Origin of the sequence: Tunturibacter empetritectus (assembly GCF_040358985.1) — a bacterium.
GTDB lineage: Bacteria > Acidobacteriota > Terriglobia > Terriglobales > Acidobacteriaceae > Edaphobacter > Edaphobacter empetritectus.
In genome coordinates this window covers 1,875,052-1,901,843 of sequence record NZ_CP132932.1, presented here as the reverse complement: position 1 = coordinate 1,901,843, position 26,792 = coordinate 1,875,052, and the positions used below count along the sequence as shown (strand labels likewise).

20 protein-coding genes are annotated in these 26,792 nt (G+C 56.1%); 8 read left to right on the top strand and 12 right to left on the bottom strand.

Translation table 11 applies throughout. The annotated features are described in order from the left end of the window. Positions 1 to 269 precede the first annotated feature (269 nt). From RBB75_RS07995 to RBB75_RS07960, 8 genes are all read right to left on the bottom strand, one after another. Positions 270 to 1,823, bottom strand: coding sequence for an argonaute/piwi family protein (locus tag RBB75_RS07995; protein ID WP_353070115.1), 1,554 nt, complete (start codon positions 1,821 to 1,823; stop codon positions 270 to 272). After that, complete coding sequence (locus RBB75_RS07990; RefSeq protein WP_353070114.1) at positions 1,823 to 3,238, bottom strand: toll/interleukin-1 receptor domain-containing protein; 1,416 nt, start codon at positions 3,236 to 3,238, stop codon at positions 1,823 to 1,825. The genes RBB75_RS07995 and RBB75_RS07990 overlap by 1 nt, the downstream gene beginning before the upstream one ends. After that, a complete protein-coding gene (locus tag RBB75_RS07985) occupies positions 3,235 to 4,863 on the bottom strand; it encodes a hypothetical protein (protein WP_353070113.1) in 1,629 nt (542 codons plus the stop codon). The genes RBB75_RS07990 and RBB75_RS07985 overlap by 4 nt, the downstream gene beginning before the upstream one ends. Further along, positions 4,860 to 6,383 (bottom strand): sacsin N-terminal ATP-binding-like domain-containing protein, encoded by a 1,524-nt coding sequence (locus tag RBB75_RS07980; RefSeq protein WP_353070112.1) that lies wholly within the window; start codon positions 6,381 to 6,383, stop codon positions 4,860 to 4,862. The genes RBB75_RS07985 and RBB75_RS07980 overlap by 4 nt, the downstream gene beginning before the upstream one ends. 11 nt (positions 6,384 to 6,394) lie before the next feature. Further along, positions 6,395 to 8,338: a hypothetical protein gene (locus tag RBB75_RS07975; RefSeq protein WP_353070111.1), complete on the bottom strand. Its 1,944-nt coding sequence runs from the start codon at positions 8,336 to 8,338 to the stop codon at positions 6,395 to 6,397. Positions 8,339 to 8,415: 77 nt separating this feature from the next. After that, entirely contained in the window at positions 8,416 to 9,117 is a 702-nt protein-coding gene (locus RBB75_RS07970; RefSeq protein ID WP_353070110.1) for a DEAD/DEAH box helicase family protein, read from the bottom strand. Continuing rightward, positions 9,114 to 10,802, bottom strand: a complete 1,689-nt coding sequence (locus RBB75_RS07965) for a site-specific DNA-methyltransferase (protein WP_353070109.1) — start codon at positions 10,800 to 10,802, stop codon at positions 9,114 to 9,116. Before RBB75_RS07965 ends, RBB75_RS07970 begins: the two co-directional genes overlap by 4 nt. A gap of 46 nt (positions 10,803 to 10,848) precedes the next feature. Further along, the gene (locus tag RBB75_RS07960) at positions 10,849 to 13,908 is read right to left on the bottom strand and encodes an SNF2-related protein (protein WP_353070108.1); all 3,060 of its coding nucleotides are present in this window, start codon (positions 13,906 to 13,908) and stop codon (positions 10,849 to 10,851) included. Positions 13,909 to 14,439: 531 nt separating this feature from the next. Here RBB75_RS07960 and RBB75_RS07955 point away from each other — a divergent pair. From RBB75_RS07955 to RBB75_RS07940, 4 genes are read left to right on the top strand one after another with little or no spacing between them, the layout of a single operon-like run. After that, positions 14,440 to 15,249: a hypothetical protein gene (locus RBB75_RS07955; protein ID WP_353070107.1), complete on the top strand. Its 810-nt coding sequence runs from the start codon at positions 14,440 to 14,442 to the stop codon at positions 15,247 to 15,249. Beyond that, positions 15,233 to 15,652, top strand: coding sequence for a helix-turn-helix domain-containing protein (locus RBB75_RS07950; protein ID WP_353070106.1), 420 nt, complete (start codon positions 15,233 to 15,235; stop codon positions 15,650 to 15,652). Before RBB75_RS07955 ends, RBB75_RS07950 begins: the two co-directional genes overlap by 17 nt. Further along, positions 15,649 to 15,993, top strand: a complete 345-nt coding sequence (locus RBB75_RS07945; RefSeq protein WP_353070105.1) for a hypothetical protein — start codon at positions 15,649 to 15,651, stop codon at positions 15,991 to 15,993. Before RBB75_RS07950 ends, RBB75_RS07945 begins: the two co-directional genes overlap by 4 nt. After that, the gene (locus tag RBB75_RS07940; protein WP_353070104.1) at positions 15,990 to 16,319 is read left to right on the top strand and encodes a helix-turn-helix domain-containing protein; all 330 of its coding nucleotides are present in this window, start codon (positions 15,990 to 15,992) and stop codon (positions 16,317 to 16,319) included. The genes RBB75_RS07945 and RBB75_RS07940 overlap by 4 nt, the downstream gene beginning before the upstream one ends. A 6-nt stretch (positions 16,320 to 16,325) precedes the next feature. On the opposite strand, the gene RBB75_RS07935 is transcribed toward RBB75_RS07940, so the two are convergent. Further along, complete coding sequence (locus tag RBB75_RS07935; RefSeq protein WP_353070103.1) at positions 16,326 to 17,399, bottom strand: hypothetical protein; 1,074 nt, start codon at positions 17,397 to 17,399, stop codon at positions 16,326 to 16,328. 842 nt (positions 17,400 to 18,241) lie between these two features. After that, a complete protein-coding gene (locus RBB75_RS07930; protein WP_353070102.1) occupies positions 18,242 to 19,663 on the bottom strand; it encodes a tyrosine-type recombinase/integrase in 1,422 nt (473 codons plus the stop codon). Positions 19,664 to 20,159: 496 nt separating this feature from the next. Here RBB75_RS07930 and RBB75_RS07925 point away from each other — a divergent pair, with 496 nt between their 5' ends. Next, complete coding sequence (locus tag RBB75_RS07925; RefSeq protein ID WP_179640321.1) at positions 20,160 to 20,459, top strand: DUF5076 domain-containing protein; 300 nt, start codon at positions 20,160 to 20,162, stop codon at positions 20,457 to 20,459. Between the two features lie 563 nt (positions 20,460 to 21,022). Here the strand turns inward: RBB75_RS07925 and msrA are convergent. Both msrA and mnmG read right to left on the bottom strand, forming a co-directional pair. Continuing rightward, positions 21,023 to 21,640, bottom strand: a complete 618-nt coding sequence (gene msrA, locus RBB75_RS07920) for a peptide-methionine (S)-S-oxide reductase MsrA (protein WP_373563247.1) — start codon at positions 21,638 to 21,640, stop codon at positions 21,023 to 21,025. Positions 21,641 to 21,884: 244 nt separating this feature from the next. After that, a complete protein-coding gene (mnmG, locus tag RBB75_RS07915; RefSeq protein ID WP_353070101.1) occupies positions 21,885 to 23,960 on the bottom strand; it encodes a tRNA uridine-5-carboxymethylaminomethyl(34) synthesis enzyme MnmG in 2,076 nt (691 codons plus the stop codon). Between the two features lie 81 nt (positions 23,961 to 24,041). Between mnmG and RBB75_RS07910 the strand changes: the two genes are divergently transcribed. The 3 genes from RBB75_RS07910 (at position 24,042) to RBB75_RS07900 (ending at position 26,695) form a co-directional block, all read left to right on the top strand. After that, positions 24,042 to 24,953 (top strand): alpha/beta hydrolase family protein, encoded by a 912-nt coding sequence (locus tag RBB75_RS07910; RefSeq protein ID WP_353070100.1) that lies wholly within the window; start codon positions 24,042 to 24,044, stop codon positions 24,951 to 24,953. Between the two features lie 82 nt (positions 24,954 to 25,035). Further along, positions 25,036 to 26,229: a mechanosensitive ion channel family protein gene (locus RBB75_RS07905; RefSeq protein ID WP_353070099.1), complete on the top strand. Its 1,194-nt coding sequence runs from the start codon at positions 25,036 to 25,038 to the stop codon at positions 26,227 to 26,229. Between the two features lie 91 nt (positions 26,230 to 26,320). Then, complete coding sequence (locus tag RBB75_RS07900) at positions 26,321 to 26,695, top strand: VOC family protein (protein WP_353070098.1); 375 nt, start codon at positions 26,321 to 26,323, stop codon at positions 26,693 to 26,695. Positions 26,696 to 26,792 lie beyond the last annotated feature (97 nt).

The following is a 26,792-nucleotide window of genomic DNA, read 5'->3' as shown; positions in this document are numbered from 1 at the left end:
AACAGAGTGCATCCGACGAAGGCAATAGTCAACCCATGAAAACCGCACTTGCCGGTCAAGTGCTTTGGTATTCAATGTGTTTACGCGAACGCTACACAATGGTCCCCGGCGGCAGCTTGCGTTTACGGACGTAAACGCGGAATGGCTAAGTAGCTGATGGTAATCGCGTTCACCGCCAGGAACTTCTGGTTTACTTGCAGCACCCATTTGGGGGTGATGTGTCAGGCATCCACCCGGTGCGCAGCACCGCCTCGGCTTGAGTTCGCGTATTAGACGTAGAATTTGAGGGGCTGCCTGTCGGCATCCCGAGCCGAACCCATCGTCAGCACGTCTCCGACCTTATTCGCAAAACGAATAGTGACGGGAAGACCGTCATTGTAGTTGCAAGCGTTGTAGTTGATCTTGGTTAGGCCCATGATGTCGGCGAGCACAGTGCGTATGTCGGGGAGCTCCCCCGAACTGCGCAGAATCGTGACCGATAACGGGTTTGGTGTTTCCGGGCCAATATAGGTATCGAGCCGGGGTACGAAGCCATTCGTCCACAATAAGGCATTACGGTCATTAAGGATTATTGCGGTTCCCCGCATCACAGGATAATCACCGTCACGAAACAGTTTTGACTCGCCATGAGTCTCCTTAATGCGAACTCCAACGACATTTGTGCCTTCCGGCGCGGCCTCCTCGAAGGCATTCCATTCGTCCTCGCTGAAAGTGGTGCGTCCGTGGATAAAGAACTCTTTCGGTGGCTCACCGTGCTTGTCCTTGAATGTTTCCAGGACTTTGGCAATCAGTTTTTTCGCTTCAGGAGCCTTGAGATGGAACTCGTAATCACCAGTTTTCCATGGGCCATTCGCTCCTCGAAAGACGACCGCATCGCCCTCATTGAGAAACATCTGTGCGGCGCAACACGCGTGCTGTTGCGGATCGTTCGGGATCATCTTGAAGACTAGCCCGATGTAACAAACGCTGGGTCTCACATGCGCCAACTTCCACGGGGGTTCTGCCTGGGTCTTGTAGTAAAGCCCCGTCGCCATATTCCACGCCACGGTCGCTGGATCTTGCAGTCCACGGATCGGATAGCCAGCACGATTGAGGAACTTGTCGGGTGCCAGCGTTGTCTCGCGGATGAGCTGTGATGTGTGTCCGAGCTTGAGTAGACGCGCCTTTACCTGCCGATGAAAATCCGGCACATCGTCGAAAATCTCCTCTGCGGTCTGGTCGATGACATCGCGAAAGAGCGGGAGATCAGACTTCTCCCTTTTCCCCTTCGAGAACTCGCCCATTGTTAGATCAAGCCCGGAACGTCGCGCGAGCGGTTTGCAACGCTCAAAAATGAGTTCAGGGAGAACGAATATCCAGACATCGACTGTCTTCTCCTCGTTCTTGTCATAACGCTCTATCTCATTCACATAGAGGTCCACTGCTTTTCGCACCGCTTCGTGCTGATTCAGTGTGCGCGTGGCTTCGTCGAGCGCCTTAAGATCGATCGTGCGCTGCACGAACTCTCCAGGACTAACGATCAGCCCGAATGCTTCCTCCAAGCCTGGGAAATTTGAGAGATGCAGCCGGTTAGCCTTGTCGGTCTTCTTCGGTGGAGGAACAGGTACAAAACCACCGAGCGCGATAGCCCAATTCAGAAAATACGACAAGCCATCTTTTGTCCCGACAACCCCAATCGAAACTTCGCGTGAACGAGCTAGAGCAGTATGAGGCCCGTAAAGGAAAAGACCGTCCTTTGGATGATCGCAGGTCTGCCCGTGGCCGAAAGACAACTCGGGTTCTTCAACATGAATGACTTCCAGATGTTGCTCAGGCAGATCCATCAATCCTCATCCTCCGGGTTGAACATCCCTAGCGTGGAATCGTCAGACTCCTCTGCATCATCTCCCATCGCGTCCGATATTGCGGTGCTCACCGGCGACGTAAACAGCATCGGTCTAGGGTCGAGAACGATGGCGCACACCGCGGCAAGGGGCACTGAAATTTGCGGCGTATCAGTGGACAACAGCCCGATAAAAGCCATCAATCGACCGTGCCATGCTTTATTGCGCCAGCCTTTGCAAATCGTCCGCCGCAGACGGTGTTGCGTTCCACTGTCTCCGATGACGGAACCCGCACGATTATTCGCAACCAGTTCCAAAAACAAGACGCGCGCTTTGAGCTTGAAGTGGGGAAAGGGCCAAAAGGAAGGCGTTGCGGACATACCATATTGCCAAACCTTGCCACCTGCTCCATTTCGCAACATCGAGGACCGCCGTTGACCCTGCTGGCCCCAGGAAATTCTCTTGCCCAACGGCATTTGTGACTCGCCGACGTGAAACGCCGTTTGCGAAGAGAAGAGATGCTCATACAGGCCTTTTGAGCGGCAGAAGTTCTCCCACGCACGGCGGAACATGGACGACACAAGGTTCTGTACCTCGCGCGGCTTTATGTTTGGTGATTGACTGCCGAATTCGAGCAAGTCTATTAACTTATGCTCGGAATGGATCTCAAAGATGGCGACGTTAGCGAAATCGCGCTCGATCTCCTCCGGCGAGGCGAACGAAAAAAAGCCACGTTGATAGACTTCGGCAGGTGTAACGCTCTCACGGCAAGCTCGTTCCATCAACTCAAGATTGATTGGTCCCGGCGGGTGGTAGTAATGAATCACGTCGGGGAGGCCGGCGACACGAAGCCAGTTCGATGTCAGAACCTCTGGCGCTTTCTCGACCCTGATTGCAAGTCGCTTTCGATAATGCTCCCAGTTCGGATTGATCGCGGCTCGGCCTGTAGCACGAGGAACGTCCTGCTTCTCAAGCGCGTCCAACAGGTCATGGAGGCCACTGGCCCAACTGCCTAAAAAGTCAATCCATTGAAGTTCACCGATGCCAAACAGCTTCTTATAAGGTTCAAGGCGGAGTGGGATGATGAAGCGTGGGTCTTTCAACTCCTTAACTAGGTCGGACGCGATACCGATTTCTTCTTGGACACCGATCTTATCGAGTGTGGCATCTCGGCAACATAGAAGCATCTTCACTGCCTTGTTCTGCAGCGTACCAGTGATCTCCCTACGCCAACGATCACCTGGCTCAAGGGTAAGGATATCTGCAAAAACCTTATATCCAGCCGCTTCGAGGCGAGGGGCGAGCCAGAGCACGAATTCATCGTCTTCGGGCGTGGCTTTACTTATGAACACGACCTCCCGCGTTCCTTTACTAGCACCCACAACCGTATTGACACTTCCTTGCGTATCGCTCAAGCCTGCGTCACTCCCGGAGCTTCCTGTTGAATATTGTCCATGTTCCCGTGCCCAACCAATGGAGGAAGTTTTGCTTCCGCCGCTAAAACTGCCTTTAGGTCGATGACGTGTATGGTGCTGAGGTATATGGTTATGTTTCTCTGCGCGAGAATGACCGCAAGTGCATTGCCAGTGAGGTTCTCGACCATATCGCGGATGATTTCTCTCGCCCCGTTTGTGTGGCGGTACATGGCCGAGTGATTTGGGCAGAGCGCGAGATAGTTCTGGAAGTGACGCTTCCTCAGTCCCGGCAAGAACTCGACGGTTTCGAAGAATTCGCTGCCGTCGTCGAGCTTGAAGGGCAACGGTCCCTTGCATATCTGGCACGTCATCTCGCCGTCTTCATTCCGGTAATGCTCCCGCAGATATGTGTCGGCCTGCTCTTTGACCTCATCTCTACCAATAGAGACGGAACGCTCGCGGATTTCACTTTCCTTATCAGGAGCCTTATTAGCTTGTTCGCTCACGTTGTCGGCGCGGCGTATGGGACTGGCAAGATCGCGGTCGGGTACAGCCGACTTGCCGCTGTTTTCATACTCGGCAAGAATCTTCTCCTGTTCAGACTCCGGCAGATCGTTGAAGCGCCGGGCGCGCTCTGCGGCGGCGGCATCTGCGAATCCGAGGCTCTTTGCGGCTTCGTCCTTTTGAAGCGCTTGGGAAGACTGCCGCACCACCGTCTCGCCGAATTGGACGGGTTTGAGCCACCGAAACCCGGGATCGAATGGGAACCCCTCCAGGAGCAACTCCCGTAATGCGTCTGCGGGCCGGACAAACCCGCCTCCATTCTGCGGAACCCAACTCGCCGCCCGAAGTTGGTGAACAAGCCGGGAGTCTGCAACGCGGGGACTGTGCGCTGAGTTGTTGCGGAACATTGCCTGTAAGTAGTCGGGATGAGCCGGGAGCGACGTAAGCGTGCGCCAAATCAGCCGCGAGAGTTCAAGAGATGGCGTTTTGAGCAATTCGTCGAGCTTGGGGATGAAATAGTCCCGATTGATTCCATATGCCGTCCAGCTACCTCCAGCAGAAAAGAGATGATTCCGGTCGGGGTTTTTGGAACAGCCGTCTTCCTTGATTTCCAGCCGAGCCCTGACACCTGCGGCCTGTGCGAACTTGACGAACCGCTTGGCTTCGATCCCGCACTCGCGGTAGCGGGCATGAATCATTTCCGGCTCATGATCCTGCTTGAGCGCCTTGTAATAGGCAGACAGACAAGTATCCATGTAGGGCTGGTCGAGGTAAGTGTCTACTGGCCGATACCACGCCTCGTTTTCGGCCTGAAAGATGTAGAAGTCGCCGAAGATGGTTGCCGTATCCGGCTTCTCCTCGGTGAGCGCGATAAAACGCTTCAAGTCGTCAAGATAGGTAGCGTCATCGGGCAATTCCGATTCTTTGGTGTAGCGACGCTTGAGGATGATTTCGATTTCTTCGGCTTTGCCGATTTCGCGCACGCCTATCTGGGACAAGAAGCTCTTGGCGCTGTCCTGTTGCTTCTTGCTTGTGCCGGACGTGAAGACGGCCTTGTCCACGACGGGTATGTCGCCACTTGTATTTTCCGTGGCGAAAAAAGCGCGGTCGGCCCTGCTCAAAGTCCCGTCCGCAAGGCGCACGATGTGAGGTAAGACTTAAGGCTCACCTCGTCGTACATGAGCGCATAAAACTCCTGCATCCAAGATTGGTCTTTGCACTTGAGCCAGGAGAGAAACTTCTCGTCGGGCTTTGTCGGGAACAATCCATCTTCTTCGCGCGCTTTCTGGCGCAAGGTTTCGATGAGGCGGTCAAGTCCCCAATCGCGGATGCTCAATCCCGTCAGAAAATTGTCGATGCGGCTGCTTCTCTGCGTCGCACCGATGGCCCATAGGGGCGTCGCGTCGTCGTAATCTACGAGAAACTCAATGTCGTCTTCGGAAAGTAGTTCCTTGAGAGAGGCCCTTGCCTGAATAAGGCGGTTCGCGGGCGCATGTTCGCGTGCATACGTCGGCGTCAGCGGTTGGGATTTCATTTCCTCGATGATCGCCGCGCGGATGCCCTTGTAGCGCGGCGAAATCTGGTCCTGCGGATTCGGGAGCACGGAAAGAAACTCTGTGCTCAAGAGGCCAAGTTCCTTGATTCGATGTAATGTATGCGCGGCCAGCGTCGCAATTTGCTCGTACAGCGGAGTGTTGGCTTCCGAATCTTTGATGCTGGCGCGGCTCATGGCCGGAACAAACGGGCCGTGAAGATGGAATCTCAAGCCGGACGTTTCATTCACCGCCGGGAAGAACACGGCCACATTGCCCGGCTCTGCGGGAATAATCTTCATCTGCTCGGACAGGTGTTTCCGCTGATCGAACTGAGGCATGGCCGGAAGAAGGTCCAATGGAAAGGCGACTGCGACACATTGCTTCTCAAGGCCGGGAACGGCCTGGTCAAACTTGAGGAAATGGGAGCTTGAGGTCGTCCTGCCGTCTGTTTGTTTCAGGACTTCAAAGTGAAAGTCCGAGTGCTTGTGGCGCAAGACTTCTCCGGGGGCGTCCGTCCCGATCCGCCACTTGACCGATTGAAGGTTGGACAGGAACAAGAGGGTCTTTTCATCCAGTCCGTTCAGCCCCGCCCCGATTTCCGCGTAGGCTTCTTGGGGCGGCTTCTTCGGATTGTTGAATGGGAACTCGAACCGGGTCCGGTGTCCGAGCGACGTATCGCTGGCAATCTGCTCCGGGAGAACCTGTTGGACGATCTGAAAAGCGAAGTCTCCGGACAGAATGGCCGGGACCTGCGTGTAGACGAACACGGATTTGAAGCCGACGCCGAATTTTCCAATCTTGTCCTTTGATTTTGCCTTTGTGCTGTCATGGATGCCGGTAATCGACGTGACATCCTCGATGGTGAACATGCGCCCGTCATGTTCACAGATGACCCGGTCGGCCATGAGAGTGAACGAAACTTCCGTCGCGCCTGCATCCTCGGCATTTTGGAGAAGCTCATAAACGAAGTGAGCGCGGTCGGGGTAAAAGTCCTCGAAAATATCGAGATTGATCTCGCCCCGATTGGCCTCAAGCCCGTCTATGAACTTGCGGCGGCGCTCAATCAACCGCCGGAAATCCGAGTTGTGATTCTCTTCGCCAGTCATCCGACGCTCCCTTACGCTGTAGCAAACGTCCCTACCAAGCCGTCCAGAGTGGAATTGGCCCTGATCTGGTCATCAGGGATGAGCAGATAGGCCCACGGCTTAGTGCCGCCGCCGGGTGCGAACTCCGTCGCTGTCTTACACCACTTCGTCGCGGCGGCGGCCTTGGCTTTCACGTCCGCGTCATCGAGTTCGTTCTGCGCCTTCACTTCGCAGATGAGCATTTTCGTTTTTGTCTCGACGACGAAATCAGGTTCGTAGGCTTCCCCGGAACGGTAGTCGATGCGGAACTGGTTGCGCGCGGGCTTTATCCACTTCTCCGTGCAAGAGTCGCCGTCGATGACGACGGCGAGCCGCCGCTCCGGGTCCGTATCGAATTTCTGGAGTGGGTAACAGCACCTCTTAAAGCCGCCGAAGACGTGCTTACGCGTCTCGGATAACGGTGCGATAGCTTGCTTGAAATCTCGCACGCGCTGGCCCGTCGGCACGTTCATAGCCTGCGCCTGGAGCAGCATGAATCCGCGCGTGACGGTTACCTCATAGTCGTTCTCGCCAAGCGGAGTTTCGCGGTAGTGGTTCATCATCTGCGCTAAGACGAAGTCCGCAAGCTGGCGTCCGTGACGTAGCAGAACGTTTTCAACCTCGGCGTCGTCCGCAAGGTAAGACTTTACGCGCGTGACGACCTGTCCTGCGAGTTTATAAAGCAAGGCGGCATGGGCGTCGTAGTCGATCTCGTTGCGCTCGATGAGGTGGCGTACGAGATAGTCCTCTGCGCGGGTCTCACGAGGATCGTCCAGCGTACGCGCAAGGTAGACGCGGGCTTGGGTGCGAATGTCTTCAATGATGAGGCCGTCCTCAATCGGCCTCATATTGATGGTCGAAAGGTTTTCGAGGTCGAAATCCTCGAACGTGAACGTGACCAGCTTCTTCGGCAAAACTACGATTTGGGGAATCGAAATAGTACGGTCGGCGACGGTGTCCGCGACGGTCTTCACGATCTCGTCGATGCGCGGCGCTTCAATGAAGCCTTCAAGAGTTCCCTGCACTGGGCGTACAAGCTCCTGCACCTCGTCGGCAATTTGCTTTTGAACGGCCTCGTCACGGAGGCCCTCGGCGCTCCCGAGCTTGCGTTCGTAACGCTTGATGACTTCAAGGGTGACTTCGGCGGCCTTGCCTTCCTGTGCGGAGTTCAGAGCAAAGCCGGAGCGCTCCGGCTGGACGAAGCCGGGAATCTCAGGCTTCGCCCCGGTCACGATCATTTCCGCTACGGACGGCGCGGTGACGAGTGTTGATCCGGCCGGGGAGATGTCGCCACCCTCGCCGATTTCGAGCGTCCTCATGACGATGGAACCGGGCTCACGGGCTTTGGAAATGATGTCGTCAAAACGCTCGTGGGCGATGACCGTGAGCCGGTCAACGGCGGCGAACTCATCATCACCGCCCTTGGACACACGCCTGCCGAATGGGAGGCGCAAGCCACGCCCCAATGTCTGTTCCGTCAAGATTTCGGACGCCGAAGCACGCAGTGGCACGATGGTGTAGAGGTTGGTTACGTCCCAACCTTCTTTAAGTTTGTTGACGTGAATGACGATCTCGGTGCGCCCATCCTTTTCCAGTGCTACAAGACGCTCCGTCGCTTGTTCGCTCTCCTCACCCCTGAGGGCGGAGTGAACTTCGGCGACTTTGCCTTTGAAGCGAGCTTTAAAGAAGTCTTCGGATTCGATGAAATCCCGCAGCCTCTTTGCTTCGGTCGTGTCTGATGCAACGACGAGAATGAAGGGCGTAACCTTCGGTGCGCCGGTTGTACGGTGATAGCGATCCAGCTCCACGGCCACATGATCGTGATAGTGGACGGCATCTTCAAGCTTGATGCGCTCCAACTCTTTCTCACCCACGGATCTCGGATCGAAATCTTTGCGGGTGGCGACGGCAGGTTCTTTGACGAACCCGTCGGCCATTGCCTGTCCGAGCGTGTAGCTGTAAATAACGTTCTTGAATTGAACCGGATGAGCGCCGACGGTCTTGGGCGTGGCTGTCAGCTCCAGGCCAAGAATGGTTTTAGGCCGTCTATGGCCGTGGCCCCGGCACTGGCGCGGTAACGATGGGCTTCGTCCATCAGCAACACAAGGTCGTCCAGCTTAGAGAGGTATTGGTAATAACTCTCGCCGATAGTCTCTTGGAGGCGCTTCATGCGCGGCTTTCCGCGCGGGCTTTCTTCCTTGTTGATCTTATCGACGTTGAAAATATTGATATGAACGTCCGAGTCGAAAAGGGTTGTTGAGCGACCAGACTCATATCGAACCCCAACACCGCTTTCGTAGTTGTCGCCGGTGATGATGAGCGGCGGATTGGCTGCGAACTCGGCAATTCCTTTGAAGACGTATTTAGGACTTTCGGGAGAGAAGTCGGAGATCAGCTTCTCGTAAATGGTCGTGTTCGGGGCGAGGACAAAGAAATGGCGGCTCTTACCCGTGAGATAGAGATAGGTAATGAAAGCGCCCATAAGGCGCGTCTTGCCGACGCCGGTCGCCAATGCGAAGCACAGCGAGGTAAACTCACGCTCGAAGTCTTCAACGCTTGGATAGAAGTCCTGGATGGCGGCGAGCGCGGCGGTGGTATCGCTACTCTTGGAGAGCGCTATTCTGCTCGCGACATCAGCGAGAATTTCGAGGGAATCGGACTGCGGTTTACGAAGGGAAAGCCGTTGGCTGATGTTACGAACAGTGCGATCGCTCACTTACCGACCTCCTGGGTGAAAAGGTCGTTCTGCAACGCATCTTTGCCATTGCTGCGCTTCTTGTGCGCTTTGCCTGTCAGAAAGGCATTGTCCGGGGTCTCCGTATCACGAGGCGCTTGCGGCAGATTGGCGACGTTGAGGCTGTAATCGTCATGGCTCCACTCGCATTTGCGGAGCACGGCCTGCGGAATTTTCTTGATGGTGAGGTTGGGAAATGCGTCAGCGTTGGCGCGGAACGCCTTGCAACAGACGAGCAACGTGCGCTCCTCCCCGACTTCCTCCGAAATGGCGGCGAGTTGTTGGTGGGTTAAGTTCTGTGTTGTGACGTAAATGAAATCCGTCTCGGACGAGCGACCTTGTATCCAATAACACGTTTCGTCCGGCTGATAGACGAAACCCATGAGCTTGCACACGGCCTGGGAGAGCTTCGCCGCATCAAATTCCTTCGAGATAACCCAATTCCCCCACTCATCTTTTTCAAGGAGCGAAGGCGCGAGACGATAATAACGAAAGCCCCCTCCACCTTTCCATGCGGTCACATCAGTTACGCCGCCTGAATCTTCTCCGTCAATGACCTTCTTAAGGCACGGAATGATGTGAGTGTGGCAATGATTTCCCAGCTCGATCATGATCCAACGACGGCCCATCTTCTGAGCGACAGCGCCTGTTGTGCCTGATCCGGCGAAGGAGTCCAGGACAACATCACCAGTTTGAGTGGCGATCCGCAGCAGGCGCTCTAAAAGTTTCTCGGGTTTAGGAGTCGTGAAGGATTCATCGCCCGGAAAGAGTGCGCGCATTTCATTCTTTGAAGTGCGATTGCTTCCTACATCTTGCTTGTGCCAGAGAGTGCGAGGTACGAGATCAGAAACCTCATTCAAATAGCGCTTGATACTCGGTCGAGCTTCTCCAGTTGGTCCCCACCAAACCCGCCCATCGCTGTCTAACTCGCGGAGCTTCTCTTCTGAGACACGCCAAAAGCGCCCTGGTGGTGGCTTAAACTCTCTTCCGGTCGGCCCCTTCATCGTATATAGCCCCTTGGAGTAGGGCTTATTGGCATATGGATCACCGGGGAGCCACACGCCACGCGGGTCATCGTCCGGATTGGAATAGATCGAATCAGACTCTTCAGTTCTGGGCAGTCGCTGAGGACTCCAATCTGGATTCTTCGAAAACACGAGGATGTAGTCGTGGTCATTTGAAAACTGGCGCGCGGAATTCCTGGGAGAGTCAGCCTTTTCCCAGATTATGGAGGTTACGAAGCATGACCTCCCAAAGATTTCATCGCAAAGCACCTTGAGATAGTGAGCCTCATTGTCATCAATTGTGATCCAAATCGAGCCATCTTCCGAAAGTAGGCGTTTAATCAGCTCCAAACGGTCACGCATTAGTGAGAGCCAAATGGAGTGTTCAACGCCATCGTCGTAATGGGTAAAAGCCGACCCCGTGTTATATGGAGGATCAATAAAAACACACTTGACCTTGCCAGCGAATTCCTGCTCCAGGGCCTTCAGTGCGAGCAAGTTGTCGCCAAAGATCAGTAGATTGTCAAAGATGTCGTGGCCGGTGACGCGGGCCTTCGCGTGGTACGACTTATCCGAATCCTCAAGGAGGACGCGCGGCTCAAGGCGTGGGCGTTCGTCTTTGCCTATCCATGTAAGTTCGAGGCGTTGCTTGCGGTTGCTCAAATGGCGGCTCCGTCATGCTTTGTAGTTGAATAAAGCAAATTCATGCTCATAACACCTCCCACCGGATTGTAAAGAGTGGGGTCAAAGAGGGTTCGAGCTTCAGGCTCTCCTGAATCTTGTCTAGCATGACTTCGACATCGGCTCGGATTTTTGCGCGCCGGTCGAAGAACTCCGCTTTCAACTTGTCGCGTTTGCCTTCCAGGGAGCTGATCCGGCGTTTCTCGGCAACTTTTTCGGCCATCGGAAGAGTCGAGCCGCGCATGGCCTTCTTTGCTGCTTTAATCTCCGCTTCGGCTGTCTTGATTTCCGTCTCGAAGGCGCGCTCCAGGTCCTCGGCGTAGTGGTCTAGGTTTTCGCTTTCAACATCAAGCCACTCGGCGTTCTGCTTTTCTGCCTCGTCGAGCAGGTCTTTGCGCCGTCCGGTTTCACAGCTTTGCAGCGCGTCCTCGGGCGGCGTGCCTCCCGGTGGTTCGTTGTGTGCCGGAACCCGGAACAGGCGCTCGAAGGTTTCGGAATGAACGGTGTTTCCATCATCTGCGACTGCCGAAATGACGAGGTGTTCACGTGTAAGGGCAGGAGTCTTTATATTGAGTTTGGCAACGCGCGCCCATCCGGCCTTGCCGCGTAGCAGCTCGACATCGGCGAGGCGTCCATTGCGATAGGCAGACAGGTCGAAGCGAAGGCAGGAGGTGGCGTCGAACTGGCGGTCCTTTGCCCTCTTGACGACATCCGTTGCCAGCGTGCCTTCAAGCAGGCGAAAAAACTTCCAGCCCTTTTCGTCGGCAAGCGGCCATTCAGTTGTATAGGTGTCGCCGCGATAGTCGAAGCGGCGCTCGTTGTTTGCGTGAAAGCGGGCGTCGGGTAGTTCCGCCCGCGCGACATAGAGAAGCTGTTTTTCTAAATCCGAGAGTTGGCTCTTGATCTCATCCTTGCGGGACTTAAGTCGGTCGATCACCTTTTCATCGACGGATTCGAGAAGACGCTTTCGTGCGTCGAGAATCTGTTCGTCGATCTGCTCCTGAAGGTCCTCTTGGAGCTTGTCAAATTCGGCGTCGATCTCGGTTTCGGTGCGTGCGCTCTGCACAATCTGAAAGATACGGCGCTCGATATCGACGCCGCGCTCGATAACGCCGAGCACCTCGTCGCTCGCGCCGAATACGCCTTTGAACAGGGTAAATTTTTGATCGAGAAGCTGGTGGATTCGCTGTTCGGCATGGTTCTTGAGGTTGAGAAAGTTGACGACGGTCACGTCGATCTTCTGGCCGTACCGGTGACACCGCCCGATGCGCTGCTCTACGCGCTGGGGGTTCCAGGGCAGGTCAAAATTGACCAGGAGCGAGCAGAACTGAAGGTTGATGCCCTCCGCGCCGGATTCCGTCGCGATGAGGATGGTCTTGCGGTCGCGAAACGCCTCGACGACGGCGGCCTTCATGTCCGCCGTCTTCGAACCTGACACGGCATCACTGCCTTTGTGCCGTGTCAGCCAATCCTGGTAGATCACTTTGCTCTGCGGATCGCTGTTCTGTCCGTTGAGAAGAACGATTTCGTCAGCATAGCCTTCGTCAGTGAGAAGCTGTACCAGGTATCGCTGAGTGCGGACGGATTCGGTGAAAATGACGGCCTTGCGCTCGCCGCCCTTCTTGACGATTTCATCAAGCACGCCGGGAAGCGCCTTAACGAGCTTATTGCCTTTCTCGTTCTCGCCGATGGCAAGCGCAAGCTTGCGGTATTCCTCAAGCTCGGCTATTTCGGCTTTGAGCTTGACGAGGTCAATGGGTGCCTCAGCGTCGTCGCTCTCACTTTCTTCAAGCTCCTCGTCTTGCTCTTCGATCACATCGTAATCGGCGATAGTTTCTACCGTCGGCGGTTCCATCTGCGTGAGCCGGTCAATGATCTTTTTAAGCGTATCGGCGATGGCGAAGGTTGATGAGCCGAGTATTTTGCGCACGACCATCGTGATGAGTTGGTTTGGCTTGTTGCCGAAGGCAATCGTGTCTTGGCGTTGGAGGTAGGCGGAAACATCGGCGTAGAGTTTCAGCTCGTTCTGCGAGGGCGCATATTCCATCGTCACCGGACTGCGTTCGGTGTACCGAATCAGGCCCGCCTGCTGGACTTGGCGACGCAATGTGCGCTTACAGATCGGCTCCAGCCGCTTTCGAAGGAATATATGACCGTTTCGTGCACCCGGCCCCGCAACGTACTGGCTGCGGAAAGATTCCTCGTCGCCGAAGTGACGCTCGTCGATTACGGAGACGAGGCCGTAGAGTTCCATCAAAGAGTTCTGTAAAGGAGTGGCTGTCAACAGAATCTTGAAGAATGGACGTGTCGCATCGCTCAGGCGCTTCGCGCGCGATGCACCGTCGTTCTTGTAGACGTTGCGGAGACGGTGTGCTTCGTCAAAGATCACCAAGTCCCATTGACCTGCGCGAACTTCGTCTGCCTTGAGCGCTGCGAATTCGTAGGACGTGATCACGACGCGGTCAACGTGCTCGAAGGGACGGGCAATACCTTTTTTGCGCAAGTCGTTATAGCTATTGCGTTCGACAATCACGGAGGGAAGAGAGAACTTGTCGTAAAGCTCCTGGCTCCACTGTTTGCGTAGCGACGCGGGCACAACAAGCAGGATGCGGCGCTTGCGTTCGGCCCAACGCTGCGCAATCACGAGACTCGCCTCGATGGTTTTGCCAAGGCCGACTTCATCGGCAAGCAGAACTCCCTTGGTGAGTGGTGAGGCGAGCGCGAAGAGAGCGGCGTCCACCTGATGCGGGTTCATATCCACGCGCGCAGTCGAGAGCGATTGGGCGAGCGCGTCCTCGCCTGTACCCTCCAGCGTGATGCGGTGGGCGAAAAATGTTCCCTGCTGGGGGGAATAGTGGGCGCTGATTGCGAGCTGCTCCGGCTCGATATCCGCATCGTCGCTGGACGAGGATAAGTCGGCAGTAGTTTTGGTCTTGAGCCATGCCGAAAGCGTCGTGCGGTCGAATCGCCACGATCCGCCAACCTTCACGCCTGGTATCTTCGCGGCGGCGGCCAGCTTGTAGACCGTTTTCTCGTTGATTTTCAGGAGGTCAGCAACCTCCCGAATGGTGAGAACATTTTCCGACATGCCTCACTATAGCACGGCGAGAAGAGAAAATTGGAGAAAATTAGAGAATCTCACGGATAGCGAGAAAACAAAGGTAGCAGCGATCTAAGTTCGTCTGAACCTTGATTGGTACGTGCTTCCTGGCCCCAGCCGCGTTCAAAGCGGCATGTGCCGTGACTTACTCCTGTCCAAGGCAAACGACTATGGGAGGGATTAGGACGACCCGGTGCAACTCATCAGGCAAACTTTTAATGAGGCTGACGTTTCAACCGGACACCCGGTTGTCCGTCGTTTAGGAATTCGACTCCAGCCTTTTCCAATGCCTTCTGCACTTGAGAGAGCGTTGACGTGCGCGCGCCAACTTCTTCATCAAAGGACTCCATCCTTCGGATGGTTCCTACCGCCACGCGTGAGCGCTTTGCCAGCTCAATCTGCTCCATGCCAAGCAGAGCGCGTGCAGCCCGTAACTGTCTTCCCGTGATAATCAAAACAAGGGAAAGCTAACACGCATACCTAGATAAGCCCAAGTATATGAATATGATATACAAGTAGTTGATTATCATAATCAACTATGAGATTATTCTGGCCATGCGAGACTCTCAGCATCCTCCGGTCATGAGAGGCGATTTCAGCCTTCATCTGCTCGCGCAGATTGAAATGTTGCGGGGCGATACTTCCCATGAACAGCTAAGCAAGAGACTGGGAGATGTAACGGAACGCTATCTCGCTCGATATGTTGCTGGCAAGGTTCATTTGCTGGAACGCGACTTCAATCAGCTTGCCAAAGCCCTCAGCATTTGTCCGCGAGTTCTGGCCGAACAATGGGCTATTGCGTGTGGCCTGCGAGTGCCGCCACGCCTGTCTGACAAAGACGCGGTGGAGTGGATCAGGCACCGAGCGTACCGCCAGTGGCGGCAATATTCCCGGATTGCGCGGCTTCCAGCCAATCGCGTTCCCCCTGACCCCTCTCCTATGACCATCATCCGTGAGAAGTATGCAGACATACTCCCTCGTAAAACACCGCGCCTCAGTTTCGGTTCCCACAGCACCCCGAAGTCGACGCCGGAGGGAAGGCAGCAATTTGCGCGGGCTTACAGAATGCTGATGCAGTTCGTTCATGACGGCGAATCGCAAAGAACCATCGGAGCCATGCACGGCATCAGTGGGGAGCGCGCGAGGCAGTTGATGGTATCGGCGGCCTATACCTGGGCCAGAAGAGCAGGTATTGAGCTGGTTGGTGACAGGTCTGTCCCATTCAAGAATGACGCCAAGCTGGTGAAGAACCTCTACGCTGGCCTGAAATTTTATGCGGAACGACAGTTCGCCGAGCTGGAAACGAGGGAATATGAGGATCAGCCGTGAGGAGTTCAACCAAGCCATAGGGGAAGCTCTGAGTGCTTTGCGGGTAGAACGTGGTTTCTCACAAGCAGAGGTCGCGGAGGGCATCAACGCGATTCCCGAAGTTGACAGGCAAGAGCGGAGCACACGCGCTGTTGCTGCTTATGCCGCTCTTTCTATCATTTTGCGGAACGAGCAGGGTCTGACGCAGGAAGAGCTGGCAAAGCGTAGCCAGGTGCCGGTTGAATTCGTGTGCGATCTCGAAGCTGGAAAAGACCCTAATCCCGACTTTTATTTTCTCTACTGCCTAAGCATCGGTTTCGATCTCTCTTTTATGGAATTTGCGCACCGGGCTGAAGAGCTATCGGATATTCCCGATGAAGTGCTTCTGGTGAACGAAGCCAAGGAAGATGGGGAGCAATCATGAGCAGAGCACGGGTGAAGACGATTCGCCTAGAGCATAAGCACGGCGCTCTCTTCGATTACAGCGTGAAGGGGAAGGAGGTCGATCACATAAGGTTCTCTCAAGCGGAGCGCAGCATAGTTTATGTGACCGTGGTGTTTGCTGATCGCACCGAGTGGTCCATCTCTATCGAGCCTTTTTCCCTGCCTACAGCGAGGGTTTCGCACTTTATCTCCATCGAAGACGACCCAATTGCCGAAAGCGGACAGATGTTCTTACCGAATCATCCAGACTGTTACCCCCAATACGACCAGATTGAGCAACCGCCGAAACAGCGAAAGCCTGTGAGGAGGTCTAGGAAATGAGGCCACGGAACAATGCCGCGATGCAACGGTACAGAGAGGAATACCACCGTTGTTGTGGTGATCTGGTTCGCCAGCTTCGCACCGAAAAGGGCTGGAGTCTTGCAGACTTTTCAAGGGAGACAGGAATTTCCGTTCCCCGGCTCAGGAAGTTTGAGGAGAACCAGCTTACAACGAACTATTCCATGCGCCTTCAAATGCAGATGGTTCAGGCTTTGGGTTTCGGTGTTATGGAAATTTATCAGTTCTACAAACGCGTGGACGAGATGACAGAGGAAAGCGTAGGACCGCCCCCTTGGCTCCTAGACAACGAAAAAGGGGAACCATAATCTGCGTTACTCGTACCCCAGATCCGATGCGCGAACAATGAATTCGTGTCTGTTCTGAACCATTGGAAGCACCATGCCGCGATGTGATTCCAGTTTGTTAGTGTAAAAGCGTCTGAGGCTTTCCAGAGCATTGTGAGCATAATGCAGCAATGCGACGGCAGCAGTGGCATATCGCTCAAGCTCGACTCCTTCGGCCAGATAGACATGAACGTCGCCAGTCTCTCGTTCAATCAGAAAATGGGCGATCGCATCTCGCATGTCCTTGAGCTTATGAAATAGATCCTGCGTTGTCTTAACTCCTTGGATGATCTCGGGGGCAAAGCCAAACTCTTTCAATTCCTCTTGGGTTACGGGTGGGTCGGATGGCAGCTTGTCTTGGATTCCGCGTTCGACACAACGCTCCTTCATCCATTTCCGAATCGTATTTGTCCCTTCATACATTCGCGCTGCACATAGCAGTCGGTAGAAAGGACTGCTCGATGTGAGAGCTTCGCGGTATATGGCATCGTAAGGCGCGAACGGGACAGCTTGCACAATTCCTCCTAGCGGCCCTGCAACGATTTTCGTGTTCGTTGGTAATAAGGCTTGCGAGATTAATGCGCCGTCATCTTTGGGGGATATAAGTTCTAGACGTTGAAGGGTCAGAGGAAGATTGAAGTTGCGGGCGATGACATCAAGCATGGCATTCAATGGCCGTCGCGCCAAAAGCAAAGCAACACTAGGGAGGCGTGATTCGACCTGAACCTCTATATATTGCAAGTTGTGCTTCTCGTCACCAACGAAATCATAGTAGACAGCCCTCTTGCCGCCAGCATGGAGGTAAATCGTAAGCGGGTCTTCGTTTAGAAAGAGCAGATTGTGCGCTGGGCGGTTGAGCGCTTCGAGGATTTCTCCAGAAAGTGGGACCGAATCAGAGATGATGCCGCGCACTTTCCAGACAATCTTTAGTCCAGAGGTCTCTAATTCTTTGATCTCTTCCAATCTCTCTGGCCGTGCCATTGCAGCCAGCATTCCCGGCTTTGGCGCGTATGGGCTGAAGATGCACAGCTCTTCTCCTATTGGTTCAACATTATTATTCATAGTCGCCTCGCCCCGAATCATATCTGACGATTGGAGTCACAAGCTCAAATGTAATTTGTGAATGGTATGCGCTCGGACCAGCATCAAGAGTGCAGGATGATTTGAGACCGGGCACAATGGGAACTGCATACGCTCGTATGCAAAATACGTTCCGGACCGGACTAAGCGGGACCAGCGGCTCCCGTCCGGACGACAGATGTCTCGCCTCGCTTGGACATTTTTCCTGATCGCAGCTTCCTACAAGTAAGTTTGGCCAAACTCGCATCTCAGTGTTGATTCCAACTGTTCTGACAGGCAAGTTATAAGGAGATTCAGAATGCCCAGAAGCGGAGCGAGTCCATGACCACTCAATTGCACGAGGAGTTAGCTGCTTTATGCACCCACTTTTCCTCTGGAGAGCTCTCAGAAGAGGAATGGGCTCTGCTGCAAATCCATTTAGCCTATTGCGATTGCTGTCATCGAGATTTCGTCAGAATCAACAGCTCGAATCCAATGAAAGCGCCGTACTGAGCGCGGGCCGGAGTGGCCCTAGTCCGGCTTCAAAACAAGACAGGATGGTTCCATCCTTGCCGAGATTGTGAACCGTTGTTTGGTGCGGGCGGAGGGAATTGAACCCTCCCGGCCTCCGGATTGTCTGTCATCAAGCAACCAGTGCCGCACTAAGAACAGCCGCCAGCGGCGGCTCGTGCGCGGAGATTTTCCGCTAAGAACGCCCCGGCGGGGCAGCGGCAAATCAAAACCATCTCAGCAAGGAACGTCCGGGCCGGACATTGAGACGATTGCCTCCCTACGCCAGCCTCCGCCAGCGGCTCCGGCCAAAGACGGCTTCGGGAGGTTCACAGTCAGCGCAGCTTGTGGCGCTGACCTCTCTTGCCTTTGTCATGTGTCTCCGCCGCTTTCGACGCCTTGGCCTTGGTGTCGTCCGGTTGCGGCAGTTCCCAACCTGCCATGCCTTGCAATACGCGGTCGGCGTGCTTGATGGTGTTCACGTGTCCGTAGTGGCTTTCGATCATGTGGACGGAAGTTCCCATCTGCTCGGCGAGGAAATACACGTCCACGCCTTCCTGCAAGCGGAGCGTGGCATACGTGTGCCGGAAGCAATACGTCGAGCGTGGAACGCCCTGCGTTCCTTCGCGCAGCTTCGCTTGGTTCAGCAGATCGGCAATCAAGGAACTATAGAGTGTCTTCGCAGGCTTGCCCGTGATGTTGGTAAACACTCTGTCGTCCTGTTCCGTGGCTTTGGAGATTGCGCGGATGCGGTCTAGGTAGTCTCCGACGCTCTTAGGCGCGACCAGCTTGCGCGACTTGCCCTTGCCCTGCACGAATAAGACAACGATCTCGCGGCCCTCGCGGTCTTTCGCGGGCATAATGTCGCGCCAGCGCAGGTTCTTCATCTCCGCTGGCCTCATGCCTGTATTGCAGGCAATCAGAATCATGTTGTAGGTAACGGTGCGATACCAGATGCTTGACGGTTTGTCGGCCTCGCCAATCCATTTGCGGCCTACGGTGTGGAGCTTGCGGTACTCCTCCAGCGTGAACTCGTCCCGCCGCATCGTCTTGAGCTTGGGGCGCTCGTCGAAACGCTGGCTTGCCGGAACATAGCGTTTTTTCACCGCATAGTTCATAATCGCCCCGAAGATGGACATCTCGAAGCGGATGGTGGAATCGCTGATAAAAGGAACTTCCCGTTCTTCGGAAGGTTTGACTTCAATCGGCTTCAATACTCTGATACCCAGGGTTTGCTGAACCTTGGTACGGCGCTCGGCTTCATGGTCCGCGAAGGATTGCGCTGCGTCGGCGGTAACTTCCCTCACGCCATTGCGCCGGTGGCGTCCCGCGCCGTTCTCCCGCCGCCATGCCGGATAGCCGCCCCACCGTTCATCACCGATAAGGTGTACCTGCGTGGAACCTGCGTATCTGTCTAAAGTGCCTTCAATAACGGCACGGAGTTTTTTGGGCCGTGCGGCGCTGATCTCTCCGCGCTTCGCCCGCGCCTCCTGCGTCAACAGATACTCTCGCGCTACGTCACGGAAGGGGCGATTGAATACAGGAACGTCATGCTTGATGCGGAACCGCACGTCCGCATCCTGGTCGAAGGCCCGCTCGCGGGCCGCGCTAATGTCGGTTGTTTTGAGCGAAACCGTTTTATAGCGGTCGGCCTTCGGCATCTTCATGCGGCAGTACCACATGCGATGATCCACGTCGCCGCGCCGGAAGAGAATCAGGCCGGGTTTCAGCTCCTCTTTCTCGGTAATAAACGCCATGTTCGCCTCCTGCGGTTATTCCGTTCTGTGCAGTTTCCGTGTAGATTCCTCGTGCAAGCCATTGATTCTTTATGGCTGTGCATACTTTGTATAGAATATTATAATAAATTATGTGTTTTATTTCTAGTTATTTATGATACAGTTCTCATCCTGAACGAGTGAAGGATCCCCGTATTTCGTCCTTGCCGTTGTTCGCTCTTATGCCCCAGTCCAAACCCAAACAAACATCGTCATCTCGACCTTTGCCGTTGTTCGTTCTTCGTCCCACCCAAAACATCGTCATCTCGACCGAAGCGGCAGACAGTCACACCGTCTGTCGCGAAGCGGATTGCGACCGCATCTCTCAGTCGCAGCGAACCGATACACTCTGCGGTATCCGTCAAGACCCCCGCATTTCGTCCTTTGCCAGCCACCTAGGCCAAATTAGCCCCGAAAACCTGGCACATCTTTAGCAGCCGGAAAGCTAACCGAATAGCACAAAGAAAAGAGAAGCTTCATGGGAGCAGAAAAAACCTTAGCCATCCCCGAACAAGCCCAGCGCGACAAAGCCTCCTTCGAGGTTCTCCGCGTCTGGATCGCCGAACAGGGACAGCACGTCAGCATCCGCAGCGGAGCCTGGGAGGACCCCTTCGCCTGGGGCATCGTCCTCGCCGACCTCGCCCGCCACATCGCTCTCGCCCACCAGCTCCAAAACAAAGACACCAACCCCGAAGCCTTCCTCAACCGCCTCCTCGAAGGCTTCGAGGCCGAGATCGAAAACCCCACCGACGAACCCGAGGGCGAAGTCACCCAATAACCCGCACTCTCTACGTGAAACCCATCCCCGCCCAGATCCCCAGCCCTTTTTGAAGTCATCCTGACCCTGGCTGGTATTGCCCCCTAAGGCCGCCACCATCTTTTGAAGTCGTCATCCTGGCCCTGGCTGTATTACCCCGTAAGGCCGCCACTTTTTTTTGAAGTCGTCATCCTGAACGGAGTGAAGGATCCCCGCATTTCGTCCTTTGCCTTGTTCGTTCTTCTATCCCCACCCCAATCCCCGTCATCTCGACCGAAGTCACGCAGCCTCAACGCGTGACGTAGTGGATTGCGGCCACATCTCTCTGTTGCAGCGAGCCGATGCACGGTATCCGTCAAGCCCCCCGCATCTTCGCCCGAACGCCACCAGTTCGCCCGAACCGCCATCCAAAATAAATCCCGAAACCCTGGCGTATTCTTAGCGGCCAGAATGTGTGGTGCAACGACACCACGTTCACCACACATTCCACCACATCCAGCCACACAAAAAACCACGTTCAGGCACCACTATTTCGCAAAAACCCCAGCAAAAACAGGTCCCTAACCCAGTCCCACCAGCCGAAATTATTTGTGCTTGTAATCCTGAAAAAGATCTGGAAACTGCTGCTTCAAAGCCGCCATCTTCGGCACATCGCAGACCTGAATATACGGATTGTTGGGATTCTTCTCCGCATAGTCCTGGTGATAGTCCTCCCCATCATAGAAGGCCTTCAGAGGCGTAACCTCCGTCACAATCGGCTTTCCAAACACATGCGCCGCATCCAGCTGAGAGATATAGGCCTTAGCCACCTTCTCCTGCTCCGGCGAAGTGTAAAAGATCACCGACCGATAAGAAGTCCCTACATCCGGCCCCTGCCGGTTCAACTGCGTAGGATCATGCACCACCGAAAAGAAGATCCGCAGCAGCGTCCCATAACTAACCTTCGCCGGATCAAACACAATCTTCACCGACTCCGCATGCCGAGTGCCCTCCGACGACACCTGATCATAAGTAGCTGTAGACGCGCTTCCACCCGAATAACCCGCAGTAGTAGCCGTAACCCCTTTCACCCGCTGAAACACCGTCTGCACGCCCCAGAAACAGCCACCCGCAAACACCGCAGTCTCATGCGTTGCCGCAACATGCGGCTCATCCATCGCAGGAGCCGGAATCGGCTCTTTTCTCTCTGCCCCCATCACCATTCTTTTTCCTCCTCCCAAAAGAATAAACGCAACAACCACAAGCCCTAACACGATCAACCCCGTCTTCAACCCAGCCGTCATCGCCTTCTCCAATCCACACAAGCTTGGACGCCAAAACCGCACCCACGGTTACATCTTCCTTCCGAGCATCGCGAGGACCAACGCACTACACTTGCCGCAACAAGGTACACAAGTCACGAAGTGACCGCCCCACGCGCAGTGGGCCCGTCCGGCAGGACAAGTCTTAAGCCACCCGAGCCCTACCCTGAATCTCGATATAAACATGAATCAAACTAACCGCAGCAGGCGTAACCCCACCAATCCGGCTTGCCTGCCCAATCGTCTGCGGCCGCACCCGCAAAAGAATCTCCTTCATCTCGCTCGAGAGCCCGCTCACCGTCGAGTAATCGAACCACCCCGGAATCGCCCGCTTCTCCGCCCTCCGCATCTTCTCCATCGAGCGCCGCTGCTGGTCCAGATACCCCGAGTACTTGATCTCCGTCTCCACCGTCTTCATCTCATTCCGAACCCACGCCGGCAACCTCGCATCGCCCGCAGCATCCATCGCCGCCACCCAACCGCCCAGCACCTCATCCCCATCCCGCAGCCTCTCCCGCAGCACCGGCGCAATCTCCTCCACCGGCACCTCCGGACGCTTCAAAAGCTGCGCAAACGTCTGCCCGCTAATCCCAGCCGCGTCCCCATCCAGCCTCTCCCGAAGCGCAACCGGCAACTCCTCCGCCCGCACCCGAGCCGAACCCAACAGCCTCTCAAACGCATCCGCCCGAGCCTGCTTCGCCTCATACTCCGCCCACGCCGCATCATCGATCAGCCCCAGCCGCCGCCCATGCGGAGTCAGCCTGCTATCCGCGTTATCGATCCGCAGATGCAGCCGAAACTCCGCCCGCGAAGTAAACATCCGGTAAGGCTCATTGGTTCCCTTGCTGATCAAATCGTCAATCAGAATCCCCGTATAGGCCTCAGTCCGGTCCAGAGTAAAACCATCCTCAAGTTCGCCGCTCAGGTCTGCCCTCACCGCCAGCGCCGCATTGATTCCCGCCATCAAACCTTGACAAGCCGCCTCTTCATACCCGCTCGTCCCATTGATCTGCCCCGCCAGATAAAGCCCCGCAAACGACTTCACCCGCAGCGTCCGATCCAGCTCCGTCGGGTCAATCGCATCGTACTCAATCGCGTACCCCGGCCGCAGCATCTCCGCCTTCTCAAGCCCAGGTATCGACCTCACCATCGCCGCCTGAATCTCCATCGGCAGGCTCGTACTCATGCCATTGATGTAGACCTCATGCGTATTCAATCCCTCCGGCTCCAGAAAAAACTGGTGCCGCGTCTTCTCCGGAAACCGCACAATCTTATCTTCAATCGAAGGACAGTACCGAGGTCCAATCGCCTCGATCTGCCCCGTGTACATCGGCGAGCGATGCACATTCTCGCGAATCAGCCGCAGCGTCCCCGGCGTCGTATGCGCGATATGGCAGTTGACCTGCCGCAGGTTCGGAACCCACCGCTGCCCCGCTGACTCGCTAACTCGCTGACTCGCTGATCTGAAGCTGAACGGCGTCGGGTCTTCATCCCCCGGCTGCTCCTGAAACTGACTCCAGTCAATCGTGCGTCCATCGAGCCGCGGCGGCGTCCCCGTCTTTAGCCTGCACTCCCGCAGCCCCAGCCGCTTCAGCGCCTCTCCCAGCAGCACACTCGCCGGCTCGCCACTCCGCCCCGCCGTGTACTGCTCCTCTCCACAATGAATCAACCCATTCAGAAACGTCCCAGTCGTAACAATCGTCGCCGCAGCATGAATCAGACGCCCATCCCGCAACTTCAAACCACGCACAACTCGCTTCGGAGAAAACTCGCCGGGTGCCCCATCCTTCGCGTTGTTTGCGAAGAGTGGGATATCGGAATTCTCGTCCTCCACAATCAGATCCACCACCTCAGCCTGCTTGATGAAGAGATTCTTCTGCCCCTCCAGCACCTCGCGCATCTTCACGCGATACAGCGCCTTATCGCACTGCGCCCTCGGCGACCACACCGCCGGCCCCCGCGATGTATTCAGCAGACGAAACTGTATCCCCGTAGCATCCGCAACCTCGCCCATCACGCCACCCAGCGCATCCACCTCCCGCACTAGATGCCCCTTGGCAATCCCACCGATCGCAGGGTTACAACTCATCTGCGCAATCAAATCCAGATTCAACGTAAAGATCGCCGTGCGCAATCCCATCCGCGCAGCCGCCATCGCCGCCTCGCAGCCAGCGTGCCCCGCACCCACCACCACCACATCGAACTGTTCCGAAAAGCTCACCCGTCTATTCTAGGCGTAACGGCATGATTCTCTGCAATTGCAGCAGCTTTACAAATCACCCTCCCCAAACAACAATCAACCATGCGCCCTCATCGCCATCTTGTCGCTCTCGCTCTTCTCTGCGCCTCACTGCACCTCTCTCTCAATGCCCAGCAACTCCCCACCGCCATCACCACCGACCCCGCCCACGACAAGACCAATCCCGCCGCCTTCGAAACCTTCCAGATCCCCAGCCACGGCGCGCTCCTCAACGCCCTCGCCTACATCGCTCCCGGGCCAGCACCACATCCCGTCGTCCTCCTCCTCCACGGCTTCCCCGGCAACGAAAAGAATCTCGACCTCGCCCAGGCCATCCGCCGCGACGGCTGGGACGTCGTCTACTTCGACTACCGCGGCTCCTGGGGCTCTCCCGGCGACTTCTCCTTCACCCACTCCATCGAAGACACCCAATCCGCCATCGCCTACCTGCGCGATCCCGCAAACGCCAAGAAACTTCACTCCGACCCGTCCAACATCGTCCTCATAGGACACAGCATGGGCGGCTTTATGGCTCGCTACGTCGCAGCGCAGGATCCCGCCATCAAAGCCGTAGGCCTCATCTCCGCCGCCGATATGGGCGTCGACAAGTTCCAATCACTCAAATCCGATCAGAGAGATGCAGCCGTCGCCGCCCTCGCCGCACATCTCGCCGAAGAGGGCATGGCCCCGCTAGCCGGATGCACCCCCGAAAGCCTCGCCAAAGAGGTTGCTGCAAATGCAACCGCATGGAACATCCCGGCCCTCGCGCCAAAGCTAGCCACCCGCCCCGTACTCGTCATCACCTCCGACGACGGCCTCGCACCCTCCAACGACGCCTTCGTCGAAGCCCTCCGTAAAGCCGGCAACCAGGAGATCACCGCCATCCACATGGCAACCGACCACTCCTACTCCGACCAGCGCATCGCCCTCGAAAAAGCTGTCCTCGACGGCCTCGACTACCTTCAACATAAATAGCGTTGTCACACCAGCAACGCCGCCGGCGATTAAACTGCTCTCAGCTACGTTGCATCTAAGCAGCGAAGTAGACGGAGCAACCTTGAACCAACTCGCGCTCAGCCCGGCCAACCTTCCTGCACCGCATCTGAATCTGCTCGCGCAGGCATTCCCGCACTTCCGCCACACCTGGTTCTTCGCCATCTTCCTGTTCTGCGCCGCCATCGTACTCGCAAACGTGGTGCACTACGTCCTGTTCCGTCTTCTGCGCCGCAAAGAAGAGAAGAGCAAAGGCCTCGGCTGGGGCCTCCAGCGCTACCTCGGCAAACCCGCCCGCGCCATCTTCTTCCTCACCTGCCTCCTTCTCATCCTCCCAGCCGCACCTGGCCTTTCCGACAAGCTCGAAGACACCATCCGCCAGGGCCTCATCATGGCGATGGTTGCCTCTCTCGGCTGGTTTGCCATCGGCTGCATCTACGTCCTCCAATCCGTAATGCTGCGGCGCTACGACCTCAACGCCGAAAACAACATTCAGGCCCGCCGCGTCCACACCCAGTTCCAACTCTTCCGCCGCATGCTCATCGCCTTCGTCGTCATCATCGACATTGGCGCCCTCCTCTGGACCTTCAACGACCCACGCATCTGGCACTACGGCTCCGGCCTGCTCGCCTCCGCCGGCATCGCCTCGCTCATCCTCGCCACCGCCGCCAAGTCCACCGCCGCCAACTTCCTTGCCGGCCTCCAGATCGCCCTCACCGAACCCATCCGCATCGACGACGTCGTCGTGGTCCAGGGCGAGTGGGGACGCATCGAAGAGATCAACTCCGCCTACGTCGTCATTCGCATCTGGGACCTCCGCCGCCTTATCGTCCCCTTGAGTTACTTCATCGAAAACTCCTTCCAGAACTGGACCCGCGAGTCCTCCGACATCATGGGCACCACCTTCCTCTACGTCGACTACTCCATCCCCGTCGAAGCCCTCCGTCAGCAACTCGAATCCATCGTCCACCCCTCGCCGCTCTGGAACAAACAGGTCTGCGGCCTCCATGTCACCAACCTCACCGACCGCTCCATGGAACTCCGCTGCCTCATGAGTTCCCGCAACTCCAGCGAAAACTTCGACCTGCGCTGCCTCGTCCGCGAAAAGATGACCGCATGGATCCAGCAGAACTACCCCGGAGCCTTTCCCACCACCCGCTTTGCCGCTAAACCGCAAGAAGAAAACAACCTTCCCTCCGATCAGCGGGAGGACCCAACCATCTACCCCATCAAGACCGGTATACAAGTCACGAAGTGACCGCCTCCCGCGTAGGGAGCCCGTCCGGCAGGACAAAATCTTTTCTCAAGCCAGCAAACAAGCTATAAACTAGCCGTCCATCGAGGTCCCCATGCTTGGTCAAACTCCGATCATCGCCTTCATCCCCACCCGCGACGCCGCCCAGTCTCGCACCTTCTACGAGGGCCTCCTCGGCCTGCGCTTCATCGACGACGATAAATTCGCTCTCGTCATGGACGCCAACGGCATCATGATCCGCATCGTTCGCGTCGGCAACTTTACTCCCGCGCCCTTCACCATCCTTGGCTGGGAGGTCCAGGACATCCACCAGTCCGTAGCCGACCTCACCGCCAAAGGCCTCACCTTCACCCGTTATCCCCACTTCGAGCAAAGTCCCGACGGCGTCTGGACCGCACCCGGCGGCGCAGCCAAGGTAGCCTGGTTCGCCGACCCCGACGGCAACACCCTCTCTCTCTCACAACACTAAGCCGCCCGTCTCCGACCAAAGGGAGGACCGAAGCAGTCAGCCTCTCCCAAACAAGGTATACCAGTCACGAAGTGACCGCCTCGCGCGTAGCGGGCCC